The 17869-nt window shown below is 58.6% G+C and carries 16 protein-coding genes, 1 tRNA gene and 1 pseudogene; 15 read left to right on the top strand and 3 right to left on the bottom strand.

Annotation, left to right across the window (positions count from 1 at the left end; genetic code table 11):
• The 3 genes and pseudogenes from ACQKP4_RS25660 to ACQKP4_RS25650 all read left to right on the top strand — a co-directional run.
• A pseudogene (locus ACQKP4_RS25660) lies at window positions 1-449 on the top strand (MBL fold metallo-hydrolase); the annotation flags it as partial.
• A gap of 28 nt (window positions 450-477) precedes the next feature.
• Window positions 478-1191: a phosphoribosylaminoimidazolesuccinocarboxamide synthase gene (gene purC / locus ACQKP4_RS25655; RefSeq protein WP_427636696.1), complete on the top strand. Its 714-nt coding sequence runs from the start codon at window positions 478-480 to the stop codon at window positions 1189-1191.
• 83 nt (window positions 1192-1274) lie between these two features.
• Window positions 1275-1364: transfer RNA gene (locus ACQKP4_RS25650), tRNA-Ser, on the top strand.
• A gap of 144 nt (window positions 1365-1508) precedes the next feature.
• Here the strand turns inward: ACQKP4_RS25650 and ACQKP4_RS25645 are convergent.
• Window positions 1509-2390, bottom strand: coding sequence for a LysR family transcriptional regulator (locus ACQKP4_RS25645; RefSeq protein WP_427636694.1), 882 nt, complete (start codon window positions 2388-2390; stop codon window positions 1509-1511).
• A 315-nt stretch (window positions 2391-2705) separates the two neighbouring features.
• Between ACQKP4_RS25645 and ACQKP4_RS25640 the strand changes: the two genes are divergently transcribed.
• The 4 genes from ACQKP4_RS25640 (at window position 2706) to ACQKP4_RS25625 (ending at window position 4745) form a co-directional block, all read left to right on the top strand.
• Window positions 2706-3359, top strand: a complete 654-nt coding sequence (locus ACQKP4_RS25640) for a hydrolase (RefSeq protein ID WP_427636692.1) — start codon at window positions 2706-2708, stop codon at window positions 3357-3359.
• Window positions 3360-3508: 149 nt separating this feature from the next.
• Window positions 3509-3838 (top strand): hypothetical protein, encoded by a 330-nt coding sequence (locus tag ACQKP4_RS25635; RefSeq protein ID WP_427636691.1) that lies wholly within the window; start codon window positions 3509-3511, stop codon window positions 3836-3838.
• 405 nt (window positions 3839-4243) lie between these two features.
• Entirely contained in the window at window positions 4244-4441 is a 198-nt protein-coding gene (locus tag ACQKP4_RS25630; protein WP_427636690.1) for a hypothetical protein, read from the top strand.
• Window positions 4434-4745, top strand: coding sequence for a hypothetical protein (locus tag ACQKP4_RS25625; RefSeq protein ID WP_427636689.1), 312 nt, complete (start codon window positions 4434-4436; stop codon window positions 4743-4745). Before ACQKP4_RS25630 ends, ACQKP4_RS25625 begins: the two co-directional genes overlap by 8 nt.
• 89 nt (window positions 4746-4834) lie before the next feature.
• Here the strand turns inward: ACQKP4_RS25625 and ACQKP4_RS25620 are convergent, their stop codons facing one another.
• Both ACQKP4_RS25620 and ACQKP4_RS25615 read right to left on the bottom strand, forming a co-directional pair.
• Window positions 4835-5434 carry a cupin domain-containing protein gene (locus ACQKP4_RS25620; RefSeq protein ID WP_427636698.1) on the bottom strand — a complete coding sequence of 200 codons (600 nt, stop codon included), beginning with the start codon at window positions 5432-5434 and terminating at the stop codon, window positions 4835-4837.
• Window positions 5435-5504: 70 nt separating this feature from the next.
• A complete protein-coding gene (locus ACQKP4_RS25615; protein WP_427636687.1) occupies window positions 5505-7466 on the bottom strand; it encodes an FAD-dependent oxidoreductase in 1962 nt (653 codons plus the stop codon).
• 312 nt (window positions 7467-7778) lie between these two features.
• On the opposite strand from ACQKP4_RS25615, the gene ACQKP4_RS25610 reads away from it, so the two are divergent.
• The 8 genes from ACQKP4_RS25610 to ACQKP4_RS25575 all read left to right on the top strand — a co-directional run bounded on the left by ACQKP4_RS25610 (window position 7779) and on the right by ACQKP4_RS25575 (window position 17760).
• A complete protein-coding gene (locus ACQKP4_RS25610) occupies window positions 7779-9059 on the top strand; it encodes an OprD family outer membrane porin (RefSeq protein ID WP_427636686.1) in 1281 nt (426 codons plus the stop codon).
• Between the two features lie 38 nt (window positions 9060-9097).
• Window positions 9098-10405: an amidohydrolase family protein gene (locus tag ACQKP4_RS25605; protein WP_427636684.1), complete on the top strand. Its 1308-nt coding sequence runs from the start codon at window positions 9098-9100 to the stop codon at window positions 10403-10405.
• 114 nt (window positions 10406-10519) lie between these two features.
• Complete coding sequence (locus ACQKP4_RS25600; protein WP_427636682.1) at window positions 10520-11167, top strand: TetR family transcriptional regulator C-terminal domain-containing protein; 648 nt, start codon at window positions 10520-10522, stop codon at window positions 11165-11167.
• A 92-nt stretch (window positions 11168-11259) separates the two neighbouring features.
• Window positions 11260-11976, top strand: coding sequence for a response regulator (locus ACQKP4_RS25595; RefSeq protein WP_427636680.1), 717 nt, complete (start codon window positions 11260-11262; stop codon window positions 11974-11976).
• A 5-nt stretch (window positions 11977-11981) separates the two neighbouring features.
• Entirely contained in the window at window positions 11982-12755 is a 774-nt protein-coding gene (locus tag ACQKP4_RS25590; RefSeq protein ID WP_427636678.1) for a substrate-binding periplasmic protein, read from the top strand.
• Window positions 12752-15004 carry an ATP-binding protein gene (locus ACQKP4_RS25585; RefSeq protein ID WP_427636676.1) on the top strand — a complete coding sequence of 751 codons (2253 nt, stop codon included), beginning with the start codon at window positions 12752-12754 and terminating at the stop codon, window positions 15002-15004. Before ACQKP4_RS25590 ends, ACQKP4_RS25585 begins: the two co-directional genes overlap by 4 nt.
• 193 nt (window positions 15005-15197) lie before the next feature.
• Complete coding sequence (locus ACQKP4_RS25580) at window positions 15198-16610, top strand: amino acid permease (protein ID WP_427636675.1); 1413 nt, start codon at window positions 15198-15200, stop codon at window positions 16608-16610.
• Window positions 16611-16968: 358 nt separating this feature from the next.
• Complete coding sequence (locus ACQKP4_RS25575; RefSeq protein WP_427636673.1) at window positions 16969-17760, top strand: enoyl-CoA hydratase/isomerase family protein; 792 nt, start codon at window positions 16969-16971, stop codon at window positions 17758-17760.
• Window positions 17761-17869: the final 109 nt, after the last annotated feature.

Raw genomic sequence — 17869 nt, 5'->3', positions numbered from 1 at the left:
TGGCGCCCTGAACATCGAAGTCATTGCCGTGGCCCACGATGCGCAGGAGCCGACGCAATACGTATTCAGTGACGGCGAGCGGCGCTTCGGTCTGCTGACGGACCTTGGATCGTATTGCAACAAGGTGCTGGACGGCTATCGGGACCTCGACGCATTGATGATCGAGTCCAATCATTGCCGTGACATGCTGGCTCGCGGTCACTACCCGTACTTTCTCAAACAACGGGTGGGCGGTGAACTGGGACATTTGAACAACCATCAGGCGGCATTCCTGGTGGCCGAGTTGGGCTGGCAAGGCCTGCAACACCTGGTCCTGGCCCATCTGAGCAGCAAGAACAACCTGCCGCAGCTGGCCCGGCAATGTTTTGTCGACACCCCTCGGGTGCGACCCGGAATGGCTGCAACTGGCCGATCAAGATTCAGGGCTCGACTGGCGTCACATCGCCTAGCCCACCTACTTAGCAAGCGGAGCCCATCATGGAAAAACGTGAAGAACTCTACCGCGGCAAAGCCAAATCGGTTTTCAAGACCGACGACGCTGACCGCTTGATCCTGCTGTTTCGCAACGACACTTCGGCGTTCGACGGTAAACGCATCGAGCAGCTCGACCGCAAAGGCATGGTGAACAACAAGTTCAACGCCTTCATCATGCAGAAACTCGAAGCTGCTGGCGTGCCGACCCAATTCGACAAACTGCTGGGCGACAACGAATGCCTGGTGAAAAAACTCGACATGATCCCGGTCGAATGCGTCGTGCGTAACTACGCCGCTGGCAGCCTGGTCAAGCGTCTGGGCGTCGAAGAAGGTATCAAGCTCAACCCTTACACCTTCGAACTATTCCTGAAGGACGACGCCAAGGGCGACCCGTTCATCAACGAATCCCACGTCGTTGCCTTCGGTTGGGGCACCGCCGAGCAACTGGTTCGCATGAAAGAACTGTCGCTCAAGGTCAACGAAGTCCTGAGCAAACTGTTCGACGACGCCGGCCTGCTGCTAGTCGACTTCAAGCTCGAATTCGGCGTGTTCTCCGATGGCTCCATTGTCCTGGGCGACGAATTCAGCCCGGATGGCTGCCGTCTGTGGGACAAGGCCACCGGCAAGAAGATGGACAAAGACCGCTTCCGTCAGGGCCTCGGTGACGTCATCGAAGCTTATGAAGAAGTCGCCAATCGTCTGGGCGTACCGCTTTAACCGACGCAAGCATCTGATAGCACAGAAATATTTCGCTTAGGGGGTTCGCTTCCTGCGAAAGTGTTGTTATGATGCGCGCCGTTGGAGAGATGCCAGAGTGGCCGAATGGGACGGATTCGAAATCCGTTGTACCTTCACCGGTACCTAGGGTTCGAATCCCTATCTCTCCGCCATTACATAGAAAAAGCCCCGTAGCTGAAAAGTTACGGGGCTTTTTCGTTTTCTGCGTTTTGTTTGGGGCGGGGCTGTATCGCGTGAAATGTTCCGCAACGCGGTGGCGTTGACGGTTTCCCCGCAACCGGCAGTACCTGCCCGACTCAAGGGCGTCGTGCAGCCTGGTCGCAATACTCGATCAGCAGTTCGGTCAGAACCCGTATCTTGCGTGCGGGATGCTGACCTGGCGGTCGAACGACATAGGCGCCTGCCGGCGGTGGTGGATGCCGAGGCATGATCTGTATAAGTGCGCCGCTGGCCACATGTTCATGGGTAATCCAGTCGGGCAGGTAAGCGATCCCCAGACCTGCTACCGCGGCGGAGACTAAAGCGACGCCGTTGTCTGCCTTAAAACGCCCCTGCGGATGCACCGTGATGACCTTTTCGCCATCCATGAATGGCCAGGATTCGGTGCCTTGCATTAGGGCCTGATGGGTGACGAGCTCCTCTGGCGTCTCGGGTGACCCATGCACCTCGATATAGGCCGGGCTCGCGACTAGCATTCCAAGGATCGGGCCAATGCATCTGGCGATCAAGCTGGAGTCTTGAAGGTGGCCAATCCTTATCGCGCAGTCATACCCCTCCGCGATGAGGTCAACGAATCGATCGCTGTAGCAGGTCTGGATGGAAAGCCCAGGGTGGCGTCGTGCCATTTCCGCGAGTATGGGAGCGAAGTGTGTTGGGCCGAACGTAATTGGCGCAGCAACGCGCAAGCGGCCGCGAAGCTCACCGGCGGGCAAGATCGCTTCGCGGGCCATCTCGATCTCGGCGCAGACTCTGGCCGCATGGTCGCGAAAGGTAGTTCCGGCTTCTGTGAGAGCCGCTCCGCGGGTGGACCGCGTCATCAGTTGCACGCCAAGTTCTGCTTCCAGCCGGGCTAGCCGTCGACTAACGATCGATTTGGACACGCCCAGTCGCAGCGCAGCGCGCGAAACACCCCCCGCGTCTGCAACTTCTACAAATGTCTGAAGTTCTTCTATGTCCACTTCTGTGTTCCTTGTTTCGCGACAACACCAGGCACCGAATGCGACGACCGTATTGAATATTGGACCAGCAGCCTACTGCCCACAGGCAACGTCGTCGATGGCAATGACTGACGCAACGTCGTAAAGCCCATTTGGCCATGATGATTTTCGGCGGCGCGAGGTGAGCGCGTTCCCCCTCTTGCGACACAGCTAGCCGCGCAGCGCCACTACCGGACCGGGAATGGGAACGGCACAGTGCTGTCCTCAGGCAACGTCGCCGCTGGCGCGCGCTGCCCGAAAACCAATCCCGTTCATAGCTACAAAAAAGGATGACCCATGACTTTGCGCAATGGCATTGCTTCGCTTCTTCGCCCGGAAGATTCGGTACTCGTGCTGATCGACCATCAGCCTTACCAACTAACCAATCTGAACAGCCATGAGCCGCAGATGGTGGTCAACAATGCGACGGCGCTGGCGAAGGCCGCTAAAGCTTTCGGCGTTCCTACTATTCTGACTAGCGTGATCGCCGAGCGTGGCGGTTTTATCTTCCCGCAAATCACCGACGTATTCCCCGGCCAGGAGGTCATTGATCGGACGTTCATCAATACCTGGGAAGATCAGAAGGTGGTGGACGCAGTTAAGGCGACGGGGCGCAAGCAGTTGGTCATCGCCGGCCTGTGGACCGAGATATGCGTCGCCATGCCGGTGATCCAGGCCCTCGGCGAAGGCTGGGACGTGACGGTTATCACCGACGCGTCGGGCGCCGTTTCCGTTGAGGCCCATCAGGTCGCCATCCAGCGCATGATCGCGGCCGGCGCGAACATGATGACGTGGCTGGCTTTGGCGGCGGAATGGCAGCGCGATTGGGCGCGCGCCGAAACGGCTGGCGCGCTGACGGAGGTGCTCCTGCACCATGCCGCCGGCAGCGGCATTGCGTATCTGTGGGAACAACAATTGCTCAACGCGCCAGTGCCGACCACCGCCGGGTGATCTGAGCGGGGGGATGAAGCGGCGCTTGAACGGAGTCTGGCCAACGGTTGATCCGTTACCGCACTTCATCCTCCCCTCCAAGCGACGTCGATATGCCTGAATACTCCTATCATCCAATACAACGCCAATGACTGGATGACGGAGGACGCATGAACAGATGGCAACGCCTTTGGTTGTTTATAAAGCTGCTGGCAGCCGCAGCGGCCTGCGTGGCCGTTTCTATCCAGGCGTTCCGATACATGATGGAAAGCCCCGATGCCGCGCAAATACATCCTCTGAGTATTGTGGTGGCGGGGCTGATCTTCGGCTTCGTCATTTTTGGCCTCCTATCTCTGGTTGAAAGAGCAATCCGCCGCCTTGTGAGTGCTTCTGACCGGAGAACCCCGCAGCCATATCCAGAACAAGGGGAGGCGGAGTTACCTGCGCAGCGACCGCTTGATCAGCCTGCTGAAGACTTGGCACGGGGCAAGCCACATTAATGAACCCTCGAAAGCTGCCCTGTGGAAGGATCCTACAAAGACAACTCCAAGCTGACATGAACAAGCGAAGCGTCTTACTTATTACGCGGACACGTCCGAGATTGATCGGGGGTATATTCACCGTTCAGCGAAGACGGCAGTCAGGGCTTCGCGGTCGAGCAGATAACCGAGCGTTGCGCATCCTCTTCTGGTTGATCGGTTAACGGATGATTCATTCCCTCAAGGAGGAGGCAGCGATGTACAGCAGTGATGAAGAGTATTTTCAGTGCGATGAACAGATCGGGCATGTCATGAGGCTTGCCAATGCCTAGGGATCTTCATCTGGACACGAGGCACTTGGCCCGGGTTTTCAACGCGCGAATAAAGAATCCCAAGTGCCCATTCTGTGAGCATGACGAGTGGGAATTGCCGCTTCAGGTCGGGGCGACGGGTGTGGGGTTGCCTTGGGCGCGTGGTAAAGAGTTTTTGCCATCAGGTACGCCCGCGGTGATGCTGAACTGCAAGCATTGTGGGTTCGTACGCCTGCATTCGCTCAATGTGCTGGCAGATATCATCGTCGACGCCGACAGCAAGACCCGCGCGCGGGAGGTCTGCGATGAGTGAGCCTTTTGTGCTGGTAAACCTTGATGAGCACTACCCCGACCGTTTCGCTCCCAACAGAAGGAGTGGCGGTGACGATAATGGACGAAGACCACCAGGTCCTGCAGGAGAAAACCCATTGGAACCGCGTGTAGCCAAGCTCGAGACGCACATCGAATACGTGCGAGGCGATTTGATCGAAGTTCGTGTGGACATTCGTGAGCATCGTAAAGAAACCCGAACAGACTTTCGTTTGCTGTTCGGCGCGCTAATCACTGCCTCGCTGGGTTTGGCAGCGATCATGGGTAAAGGATTTGGTTGGCTGTAAACGAATGCGAGAAACCGGCAAGGCGCCGGTTTTTTTATCGTTACAAAAATGCCTGATTTTTACCGATGACAGAAATGGCTGCCGATCACTCAAAACGACGGCGGCGTGATCACCCAAATCACCACTGCGTCTACCTCCCCGGGGTTCCCATACCGATGCGGCTCCTGGCTGGAAAAACTGAAGCTGTCGCCTTCACTCAGTTGAAAATGCCGCTCCCCCACCCATAACTCAAAACTCCCCGACAGCAGATAACCAGCCTCTTCCCCTTCATGACTGTAACTCTGCTGACTGTAAGTCCCGGGCGGAAAGCGCGAGTGCAGCATCTCAAGTTGTCGGTTCGGTTGCGGCGTCAGCAGGTGGTCCACGATGCCATCTTCATAGTGCACGCTCATCCGGCTGTTCTTGCGCACGACGATGCCTTCGTCTTCCGGTGCCGTGCCGGCCTCGCTGGCAAAGAACCATTGAATGGTCACACCCAGACTACGGGCGATGTTGAACAGCGCAGGAATGGAGGGATAAGCCAGATTACGTTCAAGCTGACTGATGTATCCCGCCGTCAATTCGCTCAGTTGCGCCAACTCAGTCAGGGTCATGCCTTGGCGTTTGCGCAGGCCACGAATCCGTGTGCCAAGAAAATGCGGCTCTGCCGAAGCGCCGTCTTTCAGGGACGCGCTGTTGGCAGGCGGCATCGTGCTGCTATCGCTCATGGCGTGCTCCAAACCGAGGGGGTGAGTAAAAGGCCCGGAGTATAAAACAGCCTCAAAGCTCCCAGGCGACTTTCAAGCCTTCGTAGATGGCTTCTTCGGCGGTTCTCGGTGCGAGGCAGTCGCCGATGCGTCGAAACTCCACCAGGCCTTGCAACTCGGCGCCCAAGGTGTCGACAGGTTGGTGGCCCTGGCAGAGCACCAACGTGTCGATGTTTTCAAACAGCATCGGTTCGCCGCTGGCGGTATGTTGCAGGTAAACGGTGTTGTCATCGCAACCATACAAGCGAGCGTAAGGCGTGATCGGAATGCCGAGTTTGTGCAGCTCGCCAGCCAGTTGATCGCGTACGTAAAGCGGCAGGTTTTCCCCGCAATGAGTGCCGTTGACCGCCAGTTGCACTTGATGCCCGGCGCGTACCAGCCGTTCGGCGATGCCGGGGCCGATCCAGTCGCAGCGCCAATCGACCACCACCACCGAGCGCCCGATCTGCACTTCATCGCGCAGCACTTGCCAGGCGTCCACCACCTGCAACTCTCCACCGCGCTCGAATGCCGGCCAATACGGTTCGGCACCTGTGGCGAGGATCACCATGTCTGGCCGCTCACGCTCCACCAGCGGCCGGTCGACACGGGTATTACGTACGACGCGCACGCCGGCCAGTTCCATTTCGCGCTGGAGGTTGGTACTGGCGCCGCCGAATTCGGCCCGTCGTGGTAGCAATTGCGCAAGTAATACCTGGCCGCCGAGTTGTGAATTGGCCTCATAAAGCGTTACGTCGTGTCCGCGTTGCGCCGCCACCGCCGCCGCTTTCATCCCCGCAGGACCACCGCCGACGATCATGATGCGTTTGCGCAGCCCCGCCGGTTGCCGCTTGCCGAAGATCAGCTCCCGCCCGGTTTCCGGGTGCTGGATGCAGGAAATCGGCAAGCCTTTGTGGAAGTGGCCAATGCACGCCTGGTTGCAGGCAATGCAGGCGCGCACATCCTCGACGTGGCCGGTGTCGGTTTTGTTGGGCATTTGCGGGTCGCAAATCAGCGCGCGGGTCATGCCGCAGACATCGGCCTGGCCTCGCGCCAAAATCAGTTCAGCCTCCTGCGGCTGGTTGATGCGACCGGTGACGAACAGCGGGATCGACAGCCCGGCCTTGAACGTCCCCGCTTCCTTGGCCAGGTAAGCGGCCTCGATCGCCATCGGCGGTACGATGTGCACCGCGCCGCCCAGCGATGCCGAGGTGCCCGCGACAATGTGTACGTAATCCAGAGACGGTTGCAGCAATTGCACCGCAGCCAGGGATTCATCCTCGGTGAGCCCTTCGGGATCGCGCTCATCGGCGGAAATCCGCAAGCCGATGATGAAGTGCTCATCGGTGTTGGCACGCACGGCGGCGATCACTTCACGCAGGAAGCGCAGGCGCTGTTCCAGCTCACCGTTGTAGTGGTCGGTGCGACGGTTGACCCTTGGATTAATGAATTGCGCCGGCAGGTAGCCGTGGCTGGCGACCACTTCCACGCCGTCGATTCCGGCCTGATACAAACGTCGGGCTGCCGCACCGTAACCCGCGACAATCTCATCGATCATCACCTGATCCAGCGCACGTGGCATCACACGGAAACGCTCGTTGGGCACTGCCGACGCCGAGTAAGCCACGGCCAGCAGACCATCGCTGGACTCCATGATTTCCCGGCCCGGATGGAACACCTGCGACAGCACCACGGTGCCATGCGCATGGCAGCTTTCAGCGATTTTTCGATAACCCTCGATGCAGCCGTCGTCCGTTGCCATCAGTACGTGCGAGGTATAGCGGGCGCTGTCGTGCACCCCGGCCACCTGCAAGATGATCAGGCCGGCACCGCCTTCGGCTCGCGCAGTGTGGTAGGCGATCAGCTGCTCATTGACCAGATTGTCGGTGGGCATCGAGGTGTCGTGACCGCTGGACATGATGCGGTTTTTCAGGCGTTTGCCACGCAGTTGCAACGGTTCGAACAGATGGGCAAAGGCAGTAGACGAGGTCGGCATGATGTGGGTAATCCAGGCAGGCTGAAGCCGAAAAGCCGTTGCTTCGGCGTTATTATTTTCCCTATGAGAATTTACCTTCAGTAAAAAATCAACTGATTTTTTTACTGGCGGGTTTTTGAGGGGATAACGTCTGCCGAACACTCCGAAGTGGCTGACAGGTATGTAATGGCTGCGTTACATGCCGTTACTTGACTTACATTTGACGATCAAATCTCAACATTTAAAGACTGTTAATTACAAGAACAGTCTGATTAACATTGTTGAGTAGAGGCGTGACAGACAACAATAATAATCAAAGCCCTGAGGTCTACAATGAAGCTGCGTTCCCTGTTAGGTGTCGCTGTATTTTCGGTATCCGGAAGTTATATTAAAGCTCAGGCAGAGGAGGCTACGGGTGGTTTTATTGAAGACAGTTCAGCCACCATCATCGCCAGAAACATGTACTTTAATCGAAACTCTCTCTCGCACTATCCCGATTCAATAGGTTGGGGGCAGGGCTTTTTGATGGACTATAAGTCCGGTTTCACTCAGGGGGTCGTCGGGTTTGGTGTCGATGCCAGTGTTGATACCGCTTATAAACTTGATGGCGGCAGAGGAACCGTCGGCACGGGTATGTTTCCAGCAGAGGGAGACGGTGAAAGATCAGAGTCGTCGACACTCAATACTTCGGTAAAGATGAAATGGTCAAATACCGTCATTCAATATGGCGACCTGCGGCCGTATAACCCGGTACTGGCTACCCCCGACTCGCGCTTGATGCCGGTAACGGCAAGAGGCATCCAGTTGCTGAGCACTGACATCGATAAAGTCAGCATTGATGCCGGGCACTTTTCCTCCACCAAAGGTTCGGCAAGTACGAACCATGACGGTGATTTCTATGCCGGCTATGCCGGGGTGCAAGGGGGCGATGTCGATTACGCCGGTCTCACGTACCAGCCGGTGGAAGAAGGCACGGTCGGCTTCTACGTGTCTAGGACAGAGGATTTGTGGCGCCAGTACTACATGAACGCCAACTACACCTTTGCGTTGCCGTCCGAACAAACGCTGAACTTCGACTTCAACCTGTACCGCTCGCTCGATGAAGGGCAAGCCCGGGCCGGCGACATTGACGTCACCGCGTGGTCGCTGGCGACGGCCTACGCCACAGGCCCGCACACGGTCACCCTGTCCTATCAAAAAATCCACGGTGATACACCGTTCGATTATTTGAGGGCCGCGGACGGCACTTACATGGACTCCATCTATCTGGCCAACTCATCGCAATACGGAGACTTTAACGGTCCGGGTGAACAGTCGGTCGGGCTTGGATATCAATATGACTTTGGAAGTACCGGTTTTACCCGGACTACTTTAGGCGTTCGGTATGTTTACGGCTTCGATATGGACAACAAGCAAGTTGATCCCGACGGCTTGTATGCTTATTTCGCTAGTTCCGATAAGCAGATTGAACGTGATGTCGATATCAAGACCCTCGTTGAAAGCGGTCCTTTGAAGAATCTGTCGGTTCGAGTGCGTTATGCGGACTTCCAGTTCACCGGCGACAGTGTCAAGCAACTGCGAATCATCACCCAATATCCGTTTGATCTTTTTTGATGTGCACAACTGACTCCAATAAAAACAAGAGGTTTCACATGAGAACTTTCCCGATCAAGTGCATCGCGTTGGCGGTCACACTTTCTTCGCTGGCGTTGTCCGCGCATGCAGACACGGTCTATGTTCACGCGGGCCGTCTGATCGATGTCGAAAAGGGCAAAGTGCTGACCGATCAACGGATCAAGATTGACGATGACCGGATCGTCGCCGTGGAGCCATGGAGTGCCCCGCCGGCCAACAGCAAAGTGATCGACTGGTCAGCCAAGACTGTGCTGCCGGGCCTGATTGATATGCACACGCACATCTCCGATTGGGACATGACCAACAACGTGGCAGAACCGCTGCTGCATTCGCCTCAGGATGTCGCGTTGATGGGCGCCAAACATGCCTATCAAACGCTGCGTGCGGGTTTCACCACCGTGCATGACCTGGGCACCTACCGGGCGTTCACCGACGTCGCCCTGCGGGACGCGATCAACGCCAATCGGGTGCTGGGGCCGCGGATGAACGTGGTCGGCGCGTACATCACCGTCGCTGGTGGTGGTGGCGAAGTGACCGGGTTTGCCCCCGGTGTGGAGATTCCGGCGGATATGCGCGTCGGCGTTTACCGTGATGCCAATGACGCCAAGTTGAAGACCCGTTACCTGTTCCAGCATGGCGTCGACACCATCAAGATGATGGGCACCGGCTCCGTGCTGGCCGAAGGCACCGAGCCGGGTCAGATGGAAATGACCGAAGAGGAAATGCGCGCCGTCGTGCAAGAAGCCAAGGTTCATAAAAGCTACGCCACCGTCCACGCCCATGGCGCGGAAGGGATCAAGGCCGCGATTCGCGCTGGCGTCAAATCCGTTGAACACGCCTCGCTGCTGGATGATGAAGGCATCAAGCTGGCAAAAGACAACGGTACTTACCTGGTGATGGATATCTACAACGGCGACTACATCGATGAAGTCGGCCGCAAGGAAAACTGGCCAGAGAGTTACCTGCGCAAAAACACTGAAACCACCGACGTACAGCGCCAGGCATTCCGTAAAGCGGTCAAGGCCGGGGTGAAAATCGCCTACGGCACCGATGCCGGTGTCTATCCGATTGGCACCAACGCCAAGCAGTTCGCCTACATGGTCAAGTACGGCATGACACCGATGCAGGCGATCCAGTCCGCCACCGTCGTGGCGGCTGAACTGCTCACTTGGCAAGCGGACGTCGGCGCCGTCAGTGTGGGCCGGTACGCCGACATGATCGCGGTTGATGGCGACCCGATTGCCGATATTTCCGTACTCGAGAAATTGCCTGTGGTGATGAAGGGCGGCGCAATTGTGCCGCCGGGCATACTGCCAGGCCTGTAAAAAGCAGCAAAAGGCCAAAGGGGATCTGGAGTAGGCGAGGGTTGTTGCTGTACAGTCGTTCAGTTCGCGAACGGCTCGTTCAGGGCTCAACCCTCGCCTCAAGGAATTCCTCCAATGTCCCAGGAAGGCCGATTCTCCAGAATGGCGCCAGAGCTGCGCAAAACCAATCTCATCGAGGCAACGCTCGCGTGCCTCAAGCGCGACGGCTTCCAAGGCGCTTCCATTCGCAAAATCTCCGCCGAGGCCGGTGTCTCGGTCGGGCTGATCAGCCATCACTATTCCGGCAAGGACGAATTGGTCGCCGAGGCCTATCTGGCGGTGACCGGTCGTGTCATGGGGATGCTTCGCGCCGCCATGGAACAGGCCGCCCCTAATGCCCGTGAACGCCTGTCGGCATTCTTTCGAGGCTCGTTTTCCGCTGAACTGCTGGACCCGCAGCTGCTCGATGCCTGGCTGGCCTTTTGGGGCGCGGTCAAGACAGCGGAGGCAATCAACCTCGCGCACGAACAATCCTATGGCGAATACCGCAGCATCTTGCGCAAGGTGCTGACCGAACTCGCACAGGAAGAGGGCTGGGAACACTTCGACGCCGATCTGGCCGCCATCAGCCTCAGCGCTCTGCTTGACGGTTTGTGGCTGGAATCAGGGCTCAACCCCGGAACGTTCACGCCTGAACAAGGCATGCAGATTTGCGAAGCCTGGGTCGACGGTTTGCAGGCCGGCGGACGTCAGCGTTTCCGTTTGCAGACGACGGGCTGTTGATCGATCGTTCAGCAATGGATACTCTCAGGCGGCAGTGCAGCAACGAACTCTAATAAGAAACACGCCTTCGGGCACACTCAGGACACCATGCGATGACTCCTCGGGTATTGATTGTCGACGACGATCCACTGATTCGCGAACTGCTCCAGGCTTATCTGAGCCAGGAAGGTTACGACGTCCATTGCGCCGCCACGGCGGAGCTGGCTGAAACATTTCTGGCGACCCAGTCGGTCGATCTGGTGATGCTCGATATCCGCTTGCCGGGTAAGGACGGGCTGACCCTGACCCGGGAACTGCGGGTTCGGTCGGAAGTCGGGATCATTCTGATCACCGGGCGCAACGATGAAATCGACCGCATCGTCGGCCTTGAATGCGGCGCCGATGATTACGTGATCAAACCGCTCAAACCCCGCGAGCTGGTGTCCCGGGCGAAGAACCTGATCCGCCGGGTGCGGCATGCACATACACCCAAAGCGGTGCCGTCCATCGCCAAACCGGTCAAGCAATTCGCCGCCTGGGCGCTGGACACCGACCGTCGGCGGCTGATCGACACCACCGGCGGCGAAACGCTGCTGACCCACGGCGAGTACCAGTTGCTCAGCGTCTTCCTGCGTAACAGCGGGCATACCTTGAGCCGCGATCAATTGATGGATCAGATCCGCAACCGTGAATGGGTGCCCAACGACCGCTCCATCGATGTACTGGTCGGACGCCTGCGCCGCAAGTTGCATGACGACCCGTCCGAGCCGCAATTGATCATCACCATCCATGGCGCCGGTTATCTGTTCACCGCCAGCGTGGCGGCCTGACCACGATGTTGCAGGTGTTTTGCCTGCTGGTGGCGCTGCTCGCCAACAGCGCGATGGCCGCAGAAAAAATTCGCTATTGCGACTATCCGGTTTACCCGCCGATCTCTTGGAGCGACGGTAAACAAGTGCGCGGCCTTGCGCCCGGCGTGGTCAAAAAACTCTTTGCGGAACTGGGCGACGACGTGGAAATCGTCGAGCTGGATAACTGGAATCGCTGCGTGCGTGACGCCGCCGAAGGCCGGGTCGACGTGGTGCTGATGTATCGCACCGCGGAGCGTGAGCAGAGCATGGTGTTTTCGAGCGTGCCGGTGCTGCGCGAAGAGGTGGCCGTGTTCGTCAACCGTCAGCACCCGGTGAACATCGAGCGCCTGGAAGACCTGGCCAATTACCACGGCGGCTTGTTGTTCGGTGAAAGTTACGGCGTGACGTTCGACCGTTTCGTCGCCGAGCATCAGAACGTCGAAATGGTCTCCGACAGCCGCCAGAACTTCGGAAAACTGATTCGCGGACGCATCGATTTCATTGTCTCGGAACGGCGTACCGGGCAGATGCGGGTCGAGACCCTGCCCGATGCGCAAGACATCGTTGCGTTGCCGCAAGCCTTTGGCGTGGACTATCTGCGCGTGGCCGTGTCACGCCGGTCGCCGCTGGCACGCCGCATGCCGGACATCGACGCGCAATTGCAGCGCATGGTCGACTCCGGCGAAGTCGACCGCCTGCTCGACGAAAGCAAAGTGGCTTACCGCGACATGATCAACTTGCCGGCAAACGCCCAATGATCGGTGCCCGGCCGAGTCGGCTGTTGCGACGCCTGTTGCTGTTCATTCTGTTGTTCAGCCTGTGCTTCACCGTGTTGGCGAGCAGCGTTCAGTTGTATTTCGAATACCGCCGTGAGATGCGCGACATCGATGCGCGCATGGCGCTGATTCGCGCCGGTTATGTGGCCAGCCTGGAGCGCAGTCTCTGGGATTTGAACCAGGAACAATTGAACGTGCAACTGCGGGGGCTGGTGGACTTTTCCGACGTGACGCGGGTTCGCCTGACCAGCCCCGATTTTATTCTTCAGCAAGGCAATCCAAACCCGGTCGGGCCGTTGCGCATCGAGCGATTCGAACTCGATTATCAACCGCCGTCAGGGCCGGTAAGGCATCTGGGGCGACTGGAAGTCAGCACTGATTTGGGCGCGGTGTATGAACGGCTGTTCGCGACCGGTTTGACCAGCCTGCTGTGGATGAGTGTGTTTCTGTGCGGTCTGGCGGTGACGCTGTGCGGATTGTTTTATCGGTTGGTGACGCGGCATTTGAAGGCGATGGCCGAGTTCGCGCGCAGCATCGCCGCCGGTGACTGGTATGAGCCGTTGCATCTGGACAAGCGCCGCAACGCCAACGCGGACGAAATCGACAGCGTGGCGTACGCGCTGGACGACATGCGTCGGGCGATCCTCAGCGACATCGACCGCCGGGAAATCGACCGGCTGGCCTTGCAAGACAACCGCGATGAACTGTTGCGACGGGTCGAGCGGCGCACCGCCAGCCTCATGCGCGCCAAGGACGAAGCCGAGGCGGCCAACCTCGCCAAGTCGCGGTTTCTGGCGACCATGAGCCACGAATTACGCACGCCACTGAACGGCATTCTCGGTATGGCTGAATTGCTGCGTGGCGCGCGCCTGGACGAGATCGATGGCAAGCGTCTGGATGCGCTGCACAAGGCCGGCGAAGGACTGCTCTCGATCATCAACGAAGTGCTGTATTTCGCGCGGTTGGAGGAGGGCGTCAGCCACCCGGAACCGGTGGACTTTTCGATCCGGCAATTGCTCGACGAAGTGCTGACGTTGCTCGAACCTCGGGCACTGGCCAACGACACGACGCTGCGCTGTCGGGTCGATGCGCAGGTTGCCGAACGTCACCACGGTGCCGAGCAGTTCCTGCGTCAGGTGTTGAGCAATCTGCTCGCCAATGCGATCAAGTTCACCGAGGGCGGAGAGGTCTGCGTCGAGGTCACGCTGCTGACTGAACTGTCCGGGCAACGGTTGCGAGTCAGCGTCATCGACAACGGCATCGGCATTGCACCGGCCGCGCAGGGAAAGATTTTCGAGCGCTTCACTCAAGCCAATGAAGAGGTCGCGCAACGCTTTGGCGGAACCGGTCTCGGGCTGGCCATCAGCAAACATCTGGTCGAACAATTGGGCGGACAGATCGGAGTTGAAAGTGCAGTCGGGCAGGGCAGTTGTTTCTGGTTTGAACTGACGTTGCAGGCGGCCAGCGGCAGCACCGCTGAGGTGGCGAGCAGTGGGCCCTGCCGGGCGCTGAATATTCTGGTGGTCGAGGACGTGGCGTTGAACCGCGAGGTGGTCAAAGGATTGCTGCAGCGCGACGGGCATGAAGTCTGGCTTGCCGAGGCCGGTGAACAGGCGCTGACGCAATGCGCCGCGCGCACGTTTGATTTGATCCTGCTGGATGTGCACCTGCCGGGCATCAGTGGCATCGAGTTGTGCAAAGTGATCCGCAGCACCGACGGCCCTAACCGACACAGTCGGATTTTCGCCCTGACTGCCAGTGTGCAACCGGCGTTGGTACGCGGTTATCTGGACGTCGGCATGGACGGCATTCTTGCCAAACCCCTGAAGCTTGAGAACTTGCGCCAGGCGCTGGCCGGGCATTTGCCTTTGCCGGCACCGCCGCGCGACGACATGGCGATGGATTGGCCGCTGCTGGACACCCATCGCACCTTGCTCGGTGAGCAGAAACTGCAAGGCTTGCTGGCGGTGTTGAATAGTTCGATCAGCCAGCATCGCGAGGCGCTCACCGAAGCCATCGAGGCCGACGATTGCACTGAAGTCGCTCATCTCTCGCATCGCCTCGCCGGCAGCAGCGACTCACTGGGTTTTCGCGCCTTGGCCAATGTGTTGCGTGCGGTGGAAGAGGCTGCGCTGGTCAACGACGAGTCGACATTGCAAGCGTTGGCGCCGCAGGTTCAGGCGCAATTCGAGCATTCGCAGCAGACCCTCAGTGAACTGCTGCAACGCTGACGTACAAGTTTGTTACGACTTTTCACAACTTCGTTCCTTATGGTCAACGTCAGCTTACATGCCCTTCCAATAATCGAGACAACCGCCCTGGCGCGGCCTTCTACGCTTATTGGAGATAATAATAATGAACTGCCGTAACGCTGAACTTTCCCCGCGCCGTGACGCGCACCTTGCTGACTATTGAGGTGTGGACATGAGCGAATCTACCGAACGCAAAGGCATCCAACTGACCCGCGCCCTGAAGAGCCGGCACATTTTCATGTTGTCGCTGGGGGGCGTGATCGGCACCGGGTTGTTCATGGGCTCCGGCGTGACGATCAATCAGGGCGGGCCGGTGGGCGCGATTCTCGCGTACCTGGTCGCCGGGTTCCTGATGTACCTGGTGATGGTGTGCCTGGGTGAACTGTCCGTGCAAATGCCGGTGTCCGGCTCGTTTCAAACCCACGCCACCCAATTTATCGGGCCGGCCACCGGGTTCATGATCGGTTGGGTGTACTGGATGAGCTGGGCAACCACCGTGGGCCTGGAGTTCACCGCGGCTGGCATGCTGATGGTGCGCTGGTTCCCGGACATCCCGATCTGGTATTGGTCGGCCCTCTTCGTCGTGGTGCTGTTCGGCCTGAACGCGTTGGCGACTCGCGCCTTCGGTGAGGCGGAATACTGGTTTTCGGGCATCAAGGTCGCGGCAATCCTCGGGTTTATCGTGGTCGGTGTGCTGGTGATTTTCGGCGCGATCCCGCTGACCAGCGGTGCTCCGGCGCCGATGGCGACCAACCTGATCGGCGACTCATTGTTCCCCAACGGCTTGTCGGCTGTGTTCGCGGTAATGATGACCGTCGTCTACGCGTTCCAGGGTTGCGAAATCATGGGCGTAGCCGCCGGTGAAACCGATCAGCCGGAAAAAAGCATCCCGCGCGCCGTGCGCAACGTGGTGTTTCGCGTATTGATTTTCTATGTGCTGGCAATCGTGGTGCTGTCGGCGATTGTGCCGTGGCAGCAGGCAGGCTTGATGGAAAGCCCGTTCGTGCAAGTGTTCGACATGGTCGGCATTCCTTATGCGGCGGACCTGATGAACTTCGTGATTCTCACGGCGATTCTGTCGGTGGGTAACTCCGGCCTCTACGCCTCGACGCGCATTCTGTGGGCGATGTCGAAAACCGGCATGGCCCCGAAAAGCCTGGCGCCGCTGAGCAAGCGCGGGGTGCCGTTGCGAGCGCTGAGCATCACGCTGTGCTTCGCACTGGTGTCGTTGATGACCAGTTTCGTCGCGGCGGACACGCTGTTCATGGTGCTGATGGCGGTGAGCGGCATGTCGGGCACCGTGACCTGGATTGTGATTGCGCTGGCGCAGTACAAATTCCGCAAGGCGTACCTGCGTGACGGCGGCAAACTCAGCGACCTGAAATACCGCGCGCCGTGGTTCCCGTTGATTCCGCTGACGTGCATCGCGTTGTGCTGCTCGTTGTTTGTGTTCCTGGCACTGGATGAAACGCAACGTCCGTCGCTGTATTGGGGCGGTGGCTTCATTGCGCTGTGTTACACCGCGTACTTCCTGATTTATCGCAAGCGCGAAGGTGCGCTGGCGCCGAGCTTGCCGTCGGTATAACCGCACGCATTCGCTAAATCACGACGAAAAACCTGTGGGAGCGGGCTTGCTCGCGAAGACGGAATCACATCCAGCATGCCTGTTGACTGATTCACCGTTTTCGCGAGCAAGCCCGCTCCCACGGTCGTTTTCGGCGCTCAAGAACTCATTTAGCCCGTGTCTCCAGTTGTGCGAAGTTGTAACAAGCTCGTCCTGGTTTTGCTCGCCAAACAAAAATTTTCAATAAATACAATTGCTTATCTGATTTCTCGCGGTGTTACAGAAAATTTCATCTCCAATTGCCGTCTTACTGAACACTCGTTTAGTATGGCCTCAAGTCGCACCACCTCACGCCAAACACAACAACTCGAGGATTCGCATGACTACTCACTCTTCTCTGCTCAGTCAGGTCGAAGCCGGCGTTGCCTGGATCACCCTCAATCGCACCGCTCAGCGCAATGCGCTGGACATCCCGACCCTGAAAAACCTGCACGCGCTGCTTGATCAATTCAACGCCGACCCTGCCGTTCGCGTCGTCGTGCTGACCGGCAGCGGTCGCAGTTTCTGCTCGGGCGCCGACCTCGCCGAATGGGCCGCTGCCGAAGCCCGGGGCGATCTGGAAAGCTACGGCTGGACCGAAACCGCGCACGCGCTGATGGGCCGTTTGTACAGCCTGGAAAAGCCGACCATCGCTGCGATCAACGGCACGGCCGTCGGCGCCGGCATGGATTTGACGCTCTGCTGCGACCTGCGCATCGCCGCGCAATCGGCACGGTTCAAGGCCGGTTACACCAGCATGGCGTATTCGCCGGACGCCGGTGCCAGTTGGCATCTGCCGCGCCTGATCGGCACCGAACAAGCCAAACGCCTGCTGTTTCTCGACGAGTTGTGGGGCGCCGACCGTGCCCTGGCAACCGGGCTGGTTGGCGAAGTGTGCGCTGACGAGCAACTGCTCGACGTGACCACCGAACTGGCCAAGCGCCTGGCCAGTGGCCCGACCTTCGCGTTCGCGCAAACCAAAAAACTGATGCGTGAAGGCGCCCAGCGCAGCCTGCCGGAACAACTGCACGCCGAACTGGCCGCCGGCCTGTTGTGCGGTCGCAGCGAAGACGGCAACGAAGCCCTGCGCGCCGCCATCGAAAAACGCTCGCCAAGCTTCATCGGCCGGTAAACAAGACCTGTAGGCGCTGGCTCGCCAGCACAAGCTTCACCACCTATCAGCACACGAACAACAGGTAGCCCCATGAATTTCCAACTGACCCAAGAACAAGAAATGTTGG

This window comes from Pseudomonas sp. NPDC086278, from assembly GCF_050280905.1.
Classification (GTDB): Bacteria; Pseudomonadota; Gammaproteobacteria; order Pseudomonadales; family Pseudomonadaceae; genus Aquipseudomonas.
This window is presented reverse-complemented; position numbering and strand designations above follow the sequence as displayed.